Genomic DNA, 15171 nt, shown 5'->3' with positions numbered 1-15171 from the left:
AAACATGATTGATCAACTAGTGCAACAATTAATCGACCAAGCGTTGGCCGTTCAATTAATCGAGCAAGAAGACCAAATCTATGCTCGCAATCAAATTCTTTCTTTATTAGAGTTAACAGAATTTAAAGAAGTGGAGTTTGCCGAGAGAAGTAGCCTGGGCATTCCTGACCTGCTTGAAGAGATCGTGAACTATGCCTGTCAGCAGAGTGTCATAGAGGATATTTTTGACGAAAAAGAGGTATTCTCGAGTAAAATCATGAATTGCTTGATGGCCCGCCCCCTCAACGGTGAATCAATTCTTTTTTGAAAAATATAAGCAGGACCCAAAGACGGCAACAGATTATTTTTATGAGCTTAGCAAGAATAGTAATTATATCCAGATGAAGCGGATAGGTAACAACATTGAGTATAAGGCAGCGACGGAATATGGAGATATAGATATTACGATCAATCTATCGAAACCAGAAAAAGATCCGCGTAGCATCGAGCTTGAGAGAACGATGAAAAAAGCGGATTATCCGACATGCCTGCTTTGTGTGGAAAACGAAGGGTATGCAGGAAGGGTTGGTCATCCGGCACGCTCGAATCACCGCATGATTCGCCTCAATCTACTTGATAAGATGTGGTACTTACAGTATTCGCCGTATGTGTATTACAACGAGCATTGTATCGTGTTATCAGAAACACATACAGATATGAAAATCAGCAAGGATACCTTTTTACGCTTATTAGCCTTTGTTGAGCAGTTTCCACATTATTTTGTCGGCTCGAATGCAGATATCCCAATTGTTGGCGGTTCAATCTTATCGCATGATCATTACCAAGGCGGTCATTATGAGTTTGCGATGGCAAAGGCAGAAGATGATTGGACATTTGAGATGGCTGGGTTTCCACAGGTGACGGCCTCCATTGTGAAATGGCCGATGTCTGTCATTCGTCTGCGGTCTGAACAAATTAGCGATCTTGTAGAGGCGGGAGCTTATGTTTTAGCCAAATGGAAAAATTACAGTGATGAACAAGTCGGAATTTTGGCATGGACGGGTGAGACACCGCACAATACCATTACGCCGATTGCTCGTAAAAAGGGCGATACCTATGAACTCGATTTGGTTCTTCGAAACAATCGGACAAACGACGAGCATCCAATGGGGATTTTCCATCCACATGCAGATGTCCATCATATTAAAAAAGAAAATATTGGCCTGATTGAAGTCATGGGACTCGCTGTTTTACCAGCCCGTTTAAAGGATGAGCTTGTAGAAGTCGAACAATTTATTCTCGGTAAAAGCGGAGAGGTTCCGGACTATCATGAAAGCTGGGCGGAAGAACTGAAGACACGTTATTATGGAGTGGCAAGTAAAAATAATGTAGAATCCCTGGTTAGAAAAGAAGTCGGGAAGAAGTTTCTAAAGGCATTAGAAGATGCAGGTGTCTTTAAACGCAATGAAGCGGGTATGGAAGGATTTAAGCGATTTATCCAATCTTTGTAGAGTGGTGAGTGAGGGGTAATGGAAATACTAGAAAGATGGTTTGGTCAGTATGAGGATGATGTGGTCAGGGAGTATACCCTTGTGAACGATTCAGGCATGACGGTTTCATGCTTGAATTTTGGGTGTGTAATTACGAAGATTATGGTTCCTGACCGTCAGGGGAAGTTTGAGAATGTGGTCCTCGGTTTTGAGGAATTCGAGGATTATTTGGACTTGTCGCCATACTTTGGAGCGGTTGTCGGCCGAGTTGCGGGGCGTATTCAAGGTGCTCGGTTTGAACTGGATGGACAGGAATACCGGCTGGCAGAAAATCAGCCGCCTAACCATTTACATGGGGGGAAGAAGGGCTTTAATTCTGTGATTTGGAAAACTGAGAAGATCGTGGAAGAAAATCAGGTTGGAGTGCGATATTTCTATTTGAGCCCTGATGGTGAAGAAGGGTATCCCGGAAATTTAGAAACAACGGTCACTTATCTTCTAAATAATAAAAATGAGCTGAGTATGACCTTCAAAGGGAAAACGGACAAAAAAACGTTAGTAAATTTAAACAATCATTCCTACTTTAATTTAAGCGGAAATCTTAAAAGGGATTGTTCTGAGCACATTCTCCAGTTAGAAAGTGACCGCTTCTTAGAGTTAGGGGCTGATTTGATTCCGACCGGGAGATTACTAGCTTCTCGAAATACACCATTTGACTTCCAGCATGGCCGGAGATTGAGTACGGGAATCCAATCCTCTCATCCACAAAATGTCCTTGTGGGGAAAGGCTACGACCATCCGCTTGTTTTTACAAAAGAGGACGAGAATACGGTTATGTTAAGTGATGAGGAAAGTGGACGCTCGCTATTGGTGACGACGAATCAGCCGTGTGTCGTTGTTTACACGGCTAACCATTTAGATGGTCCATATTCCATATCAGGTGTCCGTGCTAGAAATTATTTAGGCGTTTGCTTGGAAACACAAGGATTTCCTGATGCTATTCATCATCCAGCATTTCCAACTGTTATCTTGGAGCCGCAGGATTTATACTATTCTACAACGACGTATCGTTTTTTTGCTAATACATTAGGAGTTTGATATATGGCAACTATTAAAGATATTGCACAATTGGCGGGGGTTTCGATTGCTACCGTGTCACGAGTGTTGAATTATGACACCTCGCTTTCAGTCAGCGATGAAACAAAAAAGCGGATTTTTGAAGTAGCAGAGGAGCTTTCCTATAAAAAGAAGTCTGTTCGGAAACAGGAGTCAGGGAAAATTGCGCTCCTGCAATGGTATACAGAAAAAGAGGAATTAGAAGACCTATATTACATGTCCATTCGTCTAGGCGTTGAAAATCGCTGCCGTCATCATGGAATTCAGGTAGAAAAGTACTTCCAGGACAATATTGAGGATTTAACAGAAGCAGAGGACATTCAAGGGCTTATTGCGATTGGAAAATTTAGCAGTAAGCAAGTGAGTGAACTGGCAAAACGAACAAAGAACCTCGTGTTTGTGGATACCTCTCCAGATGAGGAACGCTTTGATTCCGTTGTGATTGACTTTGAAAAGGCAACGCGGAAAGTGCTTGATCATTTCATTGAAAAAGGGCATTCGGACATTGGCTATATTGGCGGCAGAGAAGTGTTTAAGGACAAAACCTCCACGATTGAGGATGCAAGGGAAAAGACGTTTAAGCAATACCTGGGGGAAAAAGGATTCTTAAATGAAGCGTTCATGTACAATGGCTCCTTTTCCGTGGATGATGGTAACAGACTGATGAAAAAAGCGATTGAGGACCATGGAGATCAACTGCCAACTGCTTTTTTCGCAGCGAATGATTCGATTGCTGTCGGCGCATTGCGAGCGTTGCTAGAGGGGGGAATCGCTGTCCCTGAGCGAGTGAACATTATTGGAGTCAACGATATTAGCATATCGAAGTATGTGTTTCCATCTTTAAGCACGGTGAAAGTATACACTGAGCTCATGGGTGAAACGGCTGTTGACACGCTGCTCGAAAGAATTGAAGGTAGAAAAATTGCAAAGAAAATCTACATCACAACCCAGCTCATCCAAAGGAACAGCAGCTTCTAAACCAAACTCACCATACTACGTGGTGGGTTTTTTGTTGTTGTGTCGAGGTATATTGGGTATTGTTGGTCGGAATCTGTCGGGCATCCGGACAGATTGAGATAATAATAGAAAAGACTAGTCCGAGTGTCGGCAACTTCGGACAGAGTTGTAGGAAAAGTCAGCAACACTGTCAGAAGGTAAAGCAACTTCTGACAGAGTCAGAGGAAAAGCCAGCAACACTGTCAGAAGGTAAGCGAACTTTTGACAGAGTCAGAGGAAAAGTCAGCAACATAGTCAGAAGGTAAGGCGACTTCTGACAGAGTCAGCAGAAAAGTCAGCAACACTGTCAGAAGGTAAAGCAACTTCTGACAGAGTCAGAGGAAAAGCCAGCAACACTGTCAGAAGGTAAGGCAACTTCGGACAGAGTAGGAAGTAAAAGGTCAAACATAGTCAGAAGGTAAAGCAACTTCTGACAGAGTCAGAGGAAAAGCCAGCAACACTGTCAGAAGGTAAGCGAACTTTTGACAGAGTCAGAGGAAAAGTCAGCAACATAGTCAGAAGGTAAGGCGACTTCTGACAGAGTCAGCAGAAAAGTCAGCAACACTGTCAGAAGGTAAAGCAACTTCTGACAGAGTCAGAGGAAAAGCCAGCAACACTGTCAAAAGGTAAAGCAGCTTCTGACAGAGTCGAAGGAGAAACCAGCAACACTGTCAGAAGGCAGGTCAACTTCTGACAGAGTAGGAAGAATAGCAGAAACATAGTCAAAAGGCAAGGCAACTCGGACAGACAAAGCGTCAAAAAGCAGAGAGTTGTCCGAATTCATAGAGTCTCGTATTGTGGTGCCTGACACCATATTCTTTTCATTGTCGATTTTTGGAATCTTCCGTATAATAGCGGTAGTTAGAGTGGCATCGAGAGTGGGGAGATTGGATGAGCAAGTTATCTTTGACAGCGTATACATTTGGTATTTTGTTTTTTATTATAAGTTGCTCATTATCGGTTTTTTATGGCTATAAGGTGGTTACCCATGAATTACCCGTCGAAAAAAAGGTACATGAAGCCTATAAATATCACTTTGTTCTCGTACCGGAAGAGCTAGATAACGAGTATTGGAGACTGGTTGAAAGAGGGGCAAAGGATGCCGCCAAAAAATATGGTGTGCTGCTGGAATACTCAGGACCGAAGCAGGCAAATATTGACGACCATTTAAAGACAATTGAAATGTCCGCAGCTTCCAAAGTGGATGGGATTTTAACACAGGGATTAAGTGATGAACAATTTACGCCGTTAATAAATCGGGTCATCGCTGACGGAATTCCGGTGATTACAGTAGATACAGATGCCGCAAACAGTCTCCGATTAGCCTATATCGGGACAGACAATTATTACTCAGGATATCTAGCAGGAAAAGCCTTAATTACCGATACAAACGGACAAGCCAATGTTGCCATTATTACCGGAACTTTTTATGCGAACCATCAGCAACAGCGTGTGAAGGGATTTCAGGACGCGGTAAAAGAAGCACCTGGAATACATATTATTGACATCCAGCAATCCGAAATCAGTACAGTAAAAGCAGCAGAAAAGGCCAATCAACTCTTAAAAGACCATCCGGAAATCAATGCCTTTTATGGAACCAGTGCTCTAGATGGGATCGGAATTGCACAGGTTATTGAAAAGTACAAAAAACAAAGAGAAGTGTATGTAATTGGATTTGATACGCTACCTGAAACCTTGGACTATATTCGAAGAGGAACAATCAAGGCAACCGTGGTCCAACAGCCTTATGAAATGGGATACAGAGCAGTAAAAATGATGATTGATATAATTGAAGGAAAAACAGTCTCTCAGGTTGTCCATACAGAAACAAGAATTATGAGAATAGGAGATTTACCCGTAAGTGTGATGCATAACAAGGAGGACAACAACTGATGCTATTTCGAATTCGGTCCAAATTGCTTCTTTATTTCATCGTACTGGTCGTTTTGCTATCCTCAGTCGGCTTCTTTTTTTATAAAAGCAGTGAAAATCTCGTCGTTGAATATGATGATAGCTTTGAGCGTTTTCTCCTTCTCAATGATATATCCAAAAGGACAAACTTAGTGGCGGAAAAACTGCATGCGTATATTTTAGATAAGGAAGTTTCATATCTAAAAGACTATCAGAGAGAAAAGACCAAGCTCCTCAAGGATCAAAGCAGCCTTTATGAGGAACTAGACACAAATGATATCAAGCTCATTAATTATAAAAATATGATCGATAGTTTTTTGGAAGAAAGTGATGCGACCATTATGGCCTTCCAAAAAGAAGATATAAACCAATACTCCTATCATTTTAATGAAGTCATGAAAATTGCTTCCTTTTTGCAGGAAAGTACACTGGGCTTGTTAAACAATAAACTCACCGATTACCAACAATTCTATAACCAAATGGAGAGGCAAAATCATTATTATAAGTTAATGTCCATTTCTCTTTTCGCCGCCGCATTTTTCCTAAGCACCTTGTTAGCATTATGGATTTCGGGCGGGATTACCAAACCAATTAGTTTATTGTCACAAGCGGCTAAGCAAATCTCAAAAGGGAACTTATCCGGGGAAGATATAAAAATCACAACAAAGGATGAATTAAAGCCGTTAACCGAAACGTTCAACCAAATGCGTACAAACCTAAGGCAGCTAGTAACGGAAATCAAACAAAAGGGTGAATTAGATAAGCTGTTAAAAGAATTGGAGTTAAGGAGTCTTCAAAACCAAATCAATCCTCACTTCTTATTCAATACTTTGAATACGGTTTCAAAGATGGCCTATCTGGAGGAAGCAGAGCATACCTCGCGCTTGATAGAGGCAGTTGCTGCTATTCTTCGCTATAACTTAAGTGATTTCGATAAAGCCTCGACCCTAAGAGATGAAGTACGAATTGTAAAAGAGTATTTTTATATTCAACAGACTCGATTTGGTGAACGGATTCAGTTTGTCACAGAGATTGAGGAAGATTGTCTAGATATTGAAATTCCTAGTTTAATCCTTCAGCCATTAATCGAAAACGCCTTTATTCATGGCGTCGAAGCCTATGAAGCAAATGGAGAAATCCGTCTTCATATTTATCGTCATCAGGACCGAATCTACGTAGAAGTAATCGATAACGGAGATGGAATGAACGAGTCAGTCAAAAAAAGACTGCTTCAATATGTGGATGGGACTGCTGCGGCTGACGAACCACCTGAAAAGGCAAAAGATCATTCAAATGGAATTGGCGTCAAAAACGTCATAAGAAGACTGCAGCTTTTTTATCAGCGAAATGACATTGTTGAAATCGAATCAGAGCTATCTAAGGGAACCAATTTTAGACTGACCATTCCTATTGCGGAAAAAGGGGGAAGCGAGCTTGTTAAATATTCTTATAGTGGATGATGAAGTGATAGAGCGGAAAGCATTAACGAAAATTATTAACAGCTCCTTAAAGGACGTAAGGGTCATTGGGGAAGCTCCCAATGGCAGGAAAGCAATAGAAATGGCTGCAGAACACAGACCTGATATTATTTTTATGGATATTAAAATGCCCGGTGTGGATGGAGTTCAGGCGGTTAAGGAAATTAGAAAAATGGACCCAGGGATCCGCTTTATTATGGTTTCTGCTTTTAATACATTTGAATATGCCAAAGAAGTGATGCAGCAGGGTGTCAAAGAATATATCCTCAAACCGAGCAGTAAACAAGATATCCTGGAGGCAGTTGCACGTGTTTCTAGTGATATCTTAGAGGAGCGGAAACTTAGAGAAGAACAGCAAAGCTTAAGAGATAACCTCGAGCGTGCCGTATCTATCGCTCAAAAAGAGTGGGTATCTTCTCTATTAGTTAATTCGGTTCGAGATATTACGTTCGATGAGTGGGGGCAATTATTAGGGGTAGAGATTACCTCTGGATACATTATGCTGCTCTCGCTGCAGCCAAAAGGACCATCCGAGCTTTCAATCAGCGATAGGCAGAATTGGTATATGTGGCTGAAGGAAGTACAAAAATCAGTAGTGAAAAATGAAGAGATGATGATTGGGCAATTAACTGAATCACAAGTACCAGTTTTATTTTTATGTAAAAAGACTGGGGAAAAACCAAACTTTAAAACGAGTGCACAGGTGATCGTTGAGAGGCTGCACCACTTGTTTCAAAAAGAATCTTTCCAGGCAGAACTACGAATAGGGGTGGGACTCCCTTATAATCATGCCCATGAGTTAAATCAATCCTATCATGAAGCTGTATTGGCCCTAAAACAGCTATTAAAAACACCGAACCGTAAGTATATCATTGGGGTCAAACAAGGGTCATCCCAAGAAAACCTGGAAAATGGTGTACTTGAAGTAGAGAAAAAATTGTTAGAGGCGGTCCGTCAGGGGGACATCAATCAAGTTTTATATATTTTTGATACGTTTGTTGCTAAGCATGCAGATGATAAAAACGTAAACGCAGTTCTAGTGAAAAAGTCATTCGATGAATTGTTTATTCTGCTGTCGCGCATGCTTCATGATTTAGGCATCAGCTATGAACAAACACCGACTATTGATGTATCTGAGGATAGCAAGGTGATTTTTGAAAAAGGAAAATCTCATTTATTATCAGTCGTTCATCATGTGCAGGTGTGGAGAAATAATCATGCTAAGGGTATGCTACATAAAGCCAAGGAATATATTGAGAAGCATTTTGCCGATTCGATTACGTTAGAATCAGTGGCGGAATTTGTGGAATTAAGTCCGTTTTATTTAAGCAAATTATTTAAAGATCGTTTTGGGATGACATTTATTGATTATCTGACGGAGATTAGGATCCAGCACGCCAAAGCAGAAATGGTGGATCCGGGAAAAAGCTTAAAGGAAATATGCTACTCCGTCGGCTACAAAGACCCAAATTACTTCAGCCGTGTCTTTAAAAAACAAACCGGCTTATCGCCGTCAGAATTTCGAAAAGCAACTGTTAGTCAATAAGATTTCAGTGTGAGGCGGACTCCAAGCAAAGGAGTCCGCCTCGCATTTTTTAATAAGAATAGGATTTAACTATCAGAAAATTGTAATCGTTTGCAAAAATGTCTAGGTATTCACAAAAATGTGCTATAGTTTGGAACTATTGCAGTGGTTCTCCTGATGCTAACATATGTGTAAGGGCTTACACGTAGGCTAGTTAAGCACCGTTAGTCTTTATCAAAAGGAAAAAGGAGAATGATCACATGCTTAAGAAGAAAAAAGGGTTGGTTCTATCTTTAACAATTGCATCTAGTATTCTATTAGCCGCAGGTTGCAGCAGTTCAACTAGCGGTTCTGATTCTGGTAAAGGTAAGGACGGCGGTCTTCCGGCTGTTGGTGCAACCATCTACAAATTTGACGACAACTTCATGTCCTATGTACGTCGTGCAATGGAAAATTCAGCAAAAGGTAAAGTAAACCTAATGTTGAATGACTCTCAAAACGATCAAGCAAAACAAATTGAGCAAGTAGATACATTGATTGCGAAAGGTGCAAAATCTCTAGCTATTAACCTAGTAGATCCAAAAGCAGCTCAAACTATTATTGATAAAGCAAAACCAAAGAATATTCCAGTTATCTTCTTCAATAAAGAGCCAGATGCAAGTGTACTTGCAGGCTACGATAAAGCTTACTATGTAGGAACCACTTCATCTGAATCTGGTGTCATCCAAGGTGAACTGATTGCAAAAGCTTGGGAAGCGAACAAAGATAAGTGGGACAAAAACGGTGACGGCAAACTTCAATATGTACTATTAAAAGGTGAGCCAGGACACCCAGATGCAGAAGCACGTACAAAGTATGCAGTTGATACTGTAAAAGAAAAAGGCATCCAAGTAGAAGAATTAGCAATGGATACAGCGATGTGGGATGCAACAAAAGCAACTGAAAAAATGGACGCTTGGTTAGCAAAATACAATGACAAAATCGAATTCGTAATCGCTAACAACGATGGTATGGCATTAGGTGCGATTGCTTCTCTTGAAAAGGGTGGCTACTTCTCCGGCGATAAGTTCATGCCAGTTGTAGGTGTTGATGCGATTCCTGAAGCATTAGAAATGATTGAAAAAGGCAAGATGGTTGGTACCGTGTTAAATGACGCGAAAAACCAAGGTAAAGCAACAATTGAGCTTGCTACGAATGCTGCGAGCGGTAAAGACGTATTAGACGGAACAGAGTGGAAGCTTGACGACAAGAAAGCTGTTCGTGTTCCTTACGTAGAAGTAACAAAAGACAACATCCAAGTTGGTAAGGATGCATATAAGTAAGATTTAGTCGAAGCGCTGGTCCAGGGCTGATTCTATTCAGCTCTTGGCGCTCTTCGAACGAAGGAAAGGAATCTTCTTTTCTTTCGTTCGGGGTCATGCTACCACGATTTGGAGCGGGACACCGTAGCATCTGAATTTTTTTATCAAAAAATGGGACGCACTTCGCAGGTGCTTCTCTTATTTTTAAATAGTTAGTAAGGAGGTTCGCTCATGTCAGAATCCAGTACTGCCAATCTACTTGAAATGCTCAATATCACAAAAAGATTCCCTGGAGTACTTGCATTGGACAATGTTTCCTTGAAAGTGAAGCCCGGCTCCGTACATGCCTTGATGGGCGAAAATGGTGCAGGAAAATCCACATTAATGAAATGCTTATTCGGCATTTATTCGATGGATGAAGGTAAAATTCTTTTTGATGGAAAAGAGGTTTCCTTTGCCAATTCAAAGCAGGCACTTGAAAACGGCGTTTCCATGGTGCACCAAGAATTAAACCAGGTCCGCCAGCAAAATGTCATGGATAATCTCTGGCTAGGACGGTATCCGAAAAAAGGTATTTTCATCGATGAAAAGAAAATGTACGAGGATACAGCAGCTATTTTTAAGAGCTTAGATATCAACATTGACCCACGCAGTAAGGTGAGCACGTTATCCGTTTCGGAAATGCAAATGGTGGAAATTGCAAAAGCTGTTTCATACCACTCGAAAATTATCGTAATGGACGAACCGACGTCATCCTTAACCGAAACAGAAGTCAATCATCTCTTTAGAATCATCCGAAGGCTTCAAAGTGAGAATGTGGCGATTATCTATATTTCTCACAAAATGGAGGAAATCTTAAAGATTTCTGATGAGGTAACGATCATGCGTGACGGTCAGTATATTGCGACAAAGAGCGCAAAAGAATTAACAACCGATGAAATCATCAAGCTGATGGTTGGCCGTGACTTATCGCAGCGCTTCCCAGCGAAGGTTAATGAACCAGGAGAAAAGATTTTAAAGGTTTCTGATTTCACAGCAGAAACACAGCCATCTTTTTCAAATATTAACTTTGAGCTTCGTAAAGGTGAAATCTTAGGGATTGCTGGATTAGTAGGGTCAAAGCGGACAGAGGTTGTTGAGGCATTATTTGGAATTCGCGGGATCTCCTCTGGAACAATTGAATTGCATGGCAAGGTGATTCAAAACCATTCGCCACAGCATGCCATTAGGAACGGCTTTGCACTCGTTACGGAAGAAAGAAGATCAACGGGAATCTTCCCAGAACTAAGTATCAGCTTTAACTCAATTATTTCTAACATGAAGCAATATAAAACGAAAAGTGGGTTCCTGTCTGATAAGAAAGTTGAACACGATACCCAATGGGTAATTGATTCAATGAAGGTAAAAACGCCTTCACAAAAAACGTCCATTGGCAGTCTTTCAGGCGGTAACCAGCAAAAGGTTATTATCGGGCGTTGGCTATTAACCAAACCAGATATCTTATTACTGGATGAACCGACGAGAGGAATCGACGTGGGGGCGAAGTTTGAAATCTACCAGTTAATTAATGAATTAGCAGCTGAAGGCAAGGGAATTATTATGATTTCTTCTGAAATGCCAGAGCTTTTAGGTGTAACCGATCGAATTTTAGTTATGAGTAATGGTAAAGCAGCAGGAATCGTTGAAACAGCTAAAACGTCGCAGGAAGAAATCATGCGATTAGCAGCTTTGTATTAGGAGGAGATGCAAATGAAAAACTCAGCTACACAAAAAAGCAGTATTACCAAACTGCTCTTTGATAATGTGATTTATGTTTTCTTAATCCTACTTGTTATTGGAATCGTGGTCGCTTCTCCTGACTTCCTTTCAGTCACAAACTTGATTAATATTTTAAGCCAATCCTCCTCCCGTATTATCATTGCATTAGGGATGGCAGGAATTCTGATTACAGCTGGTACTGACTTATCTGCTGGGCGGATGGTCGGACTCGCAGCCGTTATCTCAGCATCTATGCTGCAAGCGGGCGATTACGCGTATAAAATGTATCCGAATTTACCGGAGTTACCGTTGATTGTTCCAATTATTATTGCAATGATTGCAACAGGTCTTATTGCAACAGTGAATGGTGTCATTGTATCAAAATTACACGTTCCACCGTTCATTGCTACCTTAGGTATGATGATTGGTGTGTACGGATTAACTTCCATTTATTTTGACCGCCCGCCATATGGCGCACAGCCTATTGGTGGATTAAGCGAAAAGTTTACAACTTTTGCCCAACGCGGGATTCCAATTGGGTCCTATGAAATTCCTTATCTTGTTATTTATGCTATTATAGCTACTATTGTTATTTGGGTAATTTGGAATAAAACGCAATTAGGGAAAAACATGTACGCCATCGGCGGAAATCCTGAAGCAGCAAAGGTTTCCGGTGTTAACGTAGCAAGAAATATTATTATTATCTATATGATCGCAGGTCTATTATATGGCTTCTCTGGTACGCTTGAGGCAGGCCGTGTAGGTAGTGCGACAAACAATACAGGTAACATGTACGAATTAGATGCCATCGCAGCCTGCGTGGTCGGTGGGGTATCTTTATCAGGTGGTATTGGAACGGTACCAGGCGTTGTCACTGGTGTTCTTATATTCCAAATCATCAACTACGGTCTAGCCTTCCTTGGAGTTAGCCCATACATCCAATTCATCGTTAAAGGCCTAATCATCGTCGTAGCGGTTGCCTTTGACATGAGAAAGCACGCGAAGAAGAAATAAGAGAGTTTTTTAGGGCAGTCCTTTTGGGGCTGCTCTTTTTGTGTTTCAAGACTTCCTTTACAGGAATAGATTCCGCAAGAACGGAAAATTCCGCATTCGCGGAAACTTTTTCTAGTGAAATTCCGTAATTCCGGAAAAAGAGTAAGAGAGATTAAGAGTGTTAATCTTATAAATAACATGTGAAAGTGTTAAACTAGGAGAACTGAATAATTTATCTAAAAATTTATAATTTTGGCACAAAACTTGCAGATATATAAGCAAGCTTCATAATGTAAACGCTTTCTAACAAGAAACAGAAGCTTATCCAAATTATCCAAAGGGGGATTTTCATGCAATTATTTATTATTCTTTTGTCGCTTGGGCTATTAATGTTCGTTGCGTATCGTGGTTTCTCTGTAATTTTATTTGCACCGCTCTGCGCACTTTTAGCCGTATTACTTGTTGACCCAAGCCATGTATTACCGTTTTTCTCCGGTGTATTTATGGAAAAAATGGTCGGATTCATTAAATCTTATTTTCCTGTCTTTTTACTAGGCGCGATTTTTGGAAAAGTAGTTGAGATGTCTGGCATTGCAGAATCAATTGCAAAAACAATTGTCCGTTGGGTTGGTGCGAAACGTGCCATGCAAACCATCATTTTACTAGGTGCTATCTTAACTTATAGCGGCGTAAGCTTATTCGTAGCTGTATTTGCTATTTATCCATTTGCCGCTCAAATGTTTAGAGAAGCAAACATTCCAAAACGTTTGATTCCCGGAACCATCGCTCTCGGTGCTTTTACCTTCACGATGGATGCTTTACCAGGAACACCGCAAATCCAGAACGTTATACCAATTAACTTCTTTAAAACAGATATCTACGCAGCACCAACACTGGGTATTATCGGAGCTATCTTTGTCTTAGGACTTGGTCTTCTCTATCTAGAAACAAGAAGGAAAAAAGCAGAAAAAGCAGGGGAAGGCTACTATGGCTTTGGCACAGAAAATGCTTCCGCCTTGGAGCTGGCCAAATCAGAGGAAAACGAAATGGTACCGGATTTAAAGTCACAACAATCTGTTTTACGCCAAATCATGGCGTTTGTGCCTCTAGTGCTTGTAGGAGTGACAAATAAACTGTTCATTACCTACATTCCAAAATGGTATCCGAATGGGTTTGATTTTACTGCCATCGGCTTAAATGCATACACGGTAGATGTAAAAGCAGTTGCTGCTATTTGGGCGGTTGAGTTGGCACTAGTGGTAGGGATCGTCACATCACTTGCCTTTGATTGGAAGCGTGTAACGGTAAACTTTAAAGAAGGTTTAAACTTAAGTATTGCTGGGGCATTGCTTGCGACTATGAATACAGGTGCGGAATACGGCTTTGGAGGGGTTATTTCATCCCTTCCAGGATTTGCAAAAATTAGTGATGCGATTTCTAGTACGTTTACCAATCCGCTTGTTAACGGTGCTGTAACTACAAGTTCCCTTGCTGGTATTACAGGCTCTGCATCAGGAGGAATGGGGATTGCGCTAGGAGCGATGGCGGAAAAATACAATCAAGCGATTGCCGCAGCTCATATCCCGCCTGAAGTTATGCACCGTGTGGTAGCGATGGCATCAGGTGGTATGGATACACTGCCGCATAATGGAGCGGTTATTACCCTTCTTGCAGTTACAGGATTGACTCACAAGCAGTCATACCGTGACATTTTCGCTGTAACAGTGATTAAAACAGTAGCTGTATTCTTTGTCATTGCGATTTACTCTATGTTTAACATCATTTAACGATTCATAATGTACTAGATTTAAAGGAGGATCTCGTATGAAACAGTCATTAGAAGGGAAAACAGCATTTATTACTGGATCTGCAAGTGGAATTGGATTAGAACTCGCAAAGACTTTTGCACAGGAAGGCGCAAAGGTAGTTATTTCAGATTTAAACGCGGTCAAGAGCGAAGAAGTGGCCGTTGAGCTAAGGGAGCAAGGCTTCGAAGCATTAGCGGCTCCCTGTGATGTTACAGATGAGGAAGCTTTTAAAAATAGCCTAGAGCTAGCCTACCAGACATTTGGAAGCCTTGATATTTTAGTCAATAATGCCGGGATGCAGTATGTGTCTCCAATTGAGGAGTTCCCAACTGAAAAGTTTGAGTTACTTGTCAAAATCATGTTAACGGCACCGTTCGTTGGCATCAAACATGTTTTTCCACTTATGAAAAAACAAGGATTTGGCAGAGTCATCAATATGGCTTCCATAAATGGGGTCATCGGCTTTGCCGGGAAGGCTGCTTATAACAGTGCCAAACACGGTGTTATTGGTTTAACGAAGGTGGCAGCACTAGAAGGCGCAGCGGATGGGATTACTGTAAATGCGTTATGTCCTGGCTACGTCGATACTCCGCTTGTGAGAAACCAACTGGGGGATTTGGCGAAAACTCGGAATGTCAGCTTAGATCGTGTACTTGAAGATGTGATTTTCCCGCTTGTTCCGCAAAGGAGACTTCTGTCTGTCTCGGAAATTGCCGATTATGCTGTCTTTTTAGCAAGTGATAAAGGAAGAGGCATTACCGGTCAGGCAGTCATCCTGGATGGTGGCTATACAGCCCAATAAGGTAAAAAGGGGTC

Annotated in this window: 10 protein-coding genes and 1 pseudogene; all 11 read left to right on the top strand. The window is 41.2% G+C overall.

From position 1 onward, the window contains the following. Positions 1–4: 4 nt before the first annotated feature. The 11 genes and pseudogenes from galT to QFZ87_RS00210 all read left to right on the top strand — a co-directional run bounded on the left by galT (position 5) and on the right by QFZ87_RS00210 (position 15157). Positions 5–1490, top strand: a pseudogene (gene galT, locus QFZ87_RS00260) (UDP-glucose--hexose-1-phosphate uridylyltransferase). An 18-nt stretch (positions 1491–1508) separates the two neighbouring features. Next, complete coding sequence (locus QFZ87_RS00255; RefSeq protein ID WP_309856328.1) at positions 1509–2567, top strand: aldose epimerase family protein; 1059 nt, start codon at positions 1509–1511, stop codon at positions 2565–2567. A 3-nt stretch (positions 2568–2570) separates the two neighbouring features. Next, complete coding sequence (locus QFZ87_RS00250) at positions 2571–3563, top strand: LacI family DNA-binding transcriptional regulator (protein ID WP_309856326.1); 993 nt, start codon at positions 2571–2573, stop codon at positions 3561–3563. Between the two features lie 909 nt (positions 3564–4472). After that, entirely contained in the window at positions 4473–5474 is a 1002-nt protein-coding gene (locus tag QFZ87_RS00245) for a sugar-binding protein (protein WP_309856323.1), read from the top strand. Further along, the gene (locus QFZ87_RS00240) at positions 5474–6952 is read left to right on the top strand and encodes a sensor histidine kinase (protein ID WP_309856320.1); all 1479 of its coding nucleotides are present in this window, start codon (positions 5474–5476) and stop codon (positions 6950–6952) included. Before QFZ87_RS00245 ends, QFZ87_RS00240 begins: the two co-directional genes overlap by 1 nt. Beyond that, entirely contained in the window at positions 6927–8516 is a 1590-nt protein-coding gene (locus QFZ87_RS00235) for a response regulator transcription factor (protein ID WP_309856317.1), read from the top strand. The genes QFZ87_RS00240 and QFZ87_RS00235 overlap by 26 nt, the downstream gene beginning before the upstream one ends. 239 nt (positions 8517–8755) lie before the next feature. Continuing rightward, positions 8756–9817, top strand: coding sequence for a galactose/glucose ABC transporter substrate-binding protein MglB (gene mglB, locus QFZ87_RS00230; protein ID WP_309856314.1), 1062 nt, complete (start codon positions 8756–8758; stop codon positions 9815–9817). 210 nt (positions 9818–10027) lie between these two features. Continuing rightward, positions 10028–11533 carry a galactose/methyl galactoside ABC transporter ATP-binding protein MglA gene (gene mglA / locus QFZ87_RS00225; protein ID WP_309856311.1) on the top strand — a complete coding sequence of 502 codons (1506 nt, stop codon included), beginning with the start codon at positions 10028–10030 and terminating at the stop codon, positions 11531–11533. Positions 11534–11545: 12 nt separating this feature from the next. Continuing rightward, positions 11546–12568: a galactose/methyl galactoside ABC transporter permease MglC gene (gene mglC / locus QFZ87_RS00220; protein ID WP_309856308.1), complete on the top strand. Its 1023-nt coding sequence runs from the start codon at positions 11546–11548 to the stop codon at positions 12566–12568. 329 nt (positions 12569–12897) lie between these two features. After that, the gene (locus QFZ87_RS00215) at positions 12898–14334 is read left to right on the top strand and encodes a GntP family permease (protein ID WP_309856305.1); all 1437 of its coding nucleotides are present in this window, start codon (positions 12898–12900) and stop codon (positions 14332–14334) included. 37 nt (positions 14335–14371) lie between these two features. Beyond that, the gene (locus QFZ87_RS00210) at positions 14372–15157 is read left to right on the top strand and encodes a 3-hydroxybutyrate dehydrogenase (RefSeq protein ID WP_309856302.1); all 786 of its coding nucleotides are present in this window, start codon (positions 14372–14374) and stop codon (positions 15155–15157) included. Positions 15158–15171: the final 14 nt, after the last annotated feature.

It is taken from the genome of Bacillus sp. SLBN-46, assembly GCF_031453555.1.
Lineage (GTDB): Bacteria > Bacillota > Bacilli > Bacillales > Cytobacillaceae > Neobacillus.
The sequence above is the reverse complement of the archived record's forward strand: the minus strand, read 5'-3'. Positions and strand labels throughout refer to the sequence as shown.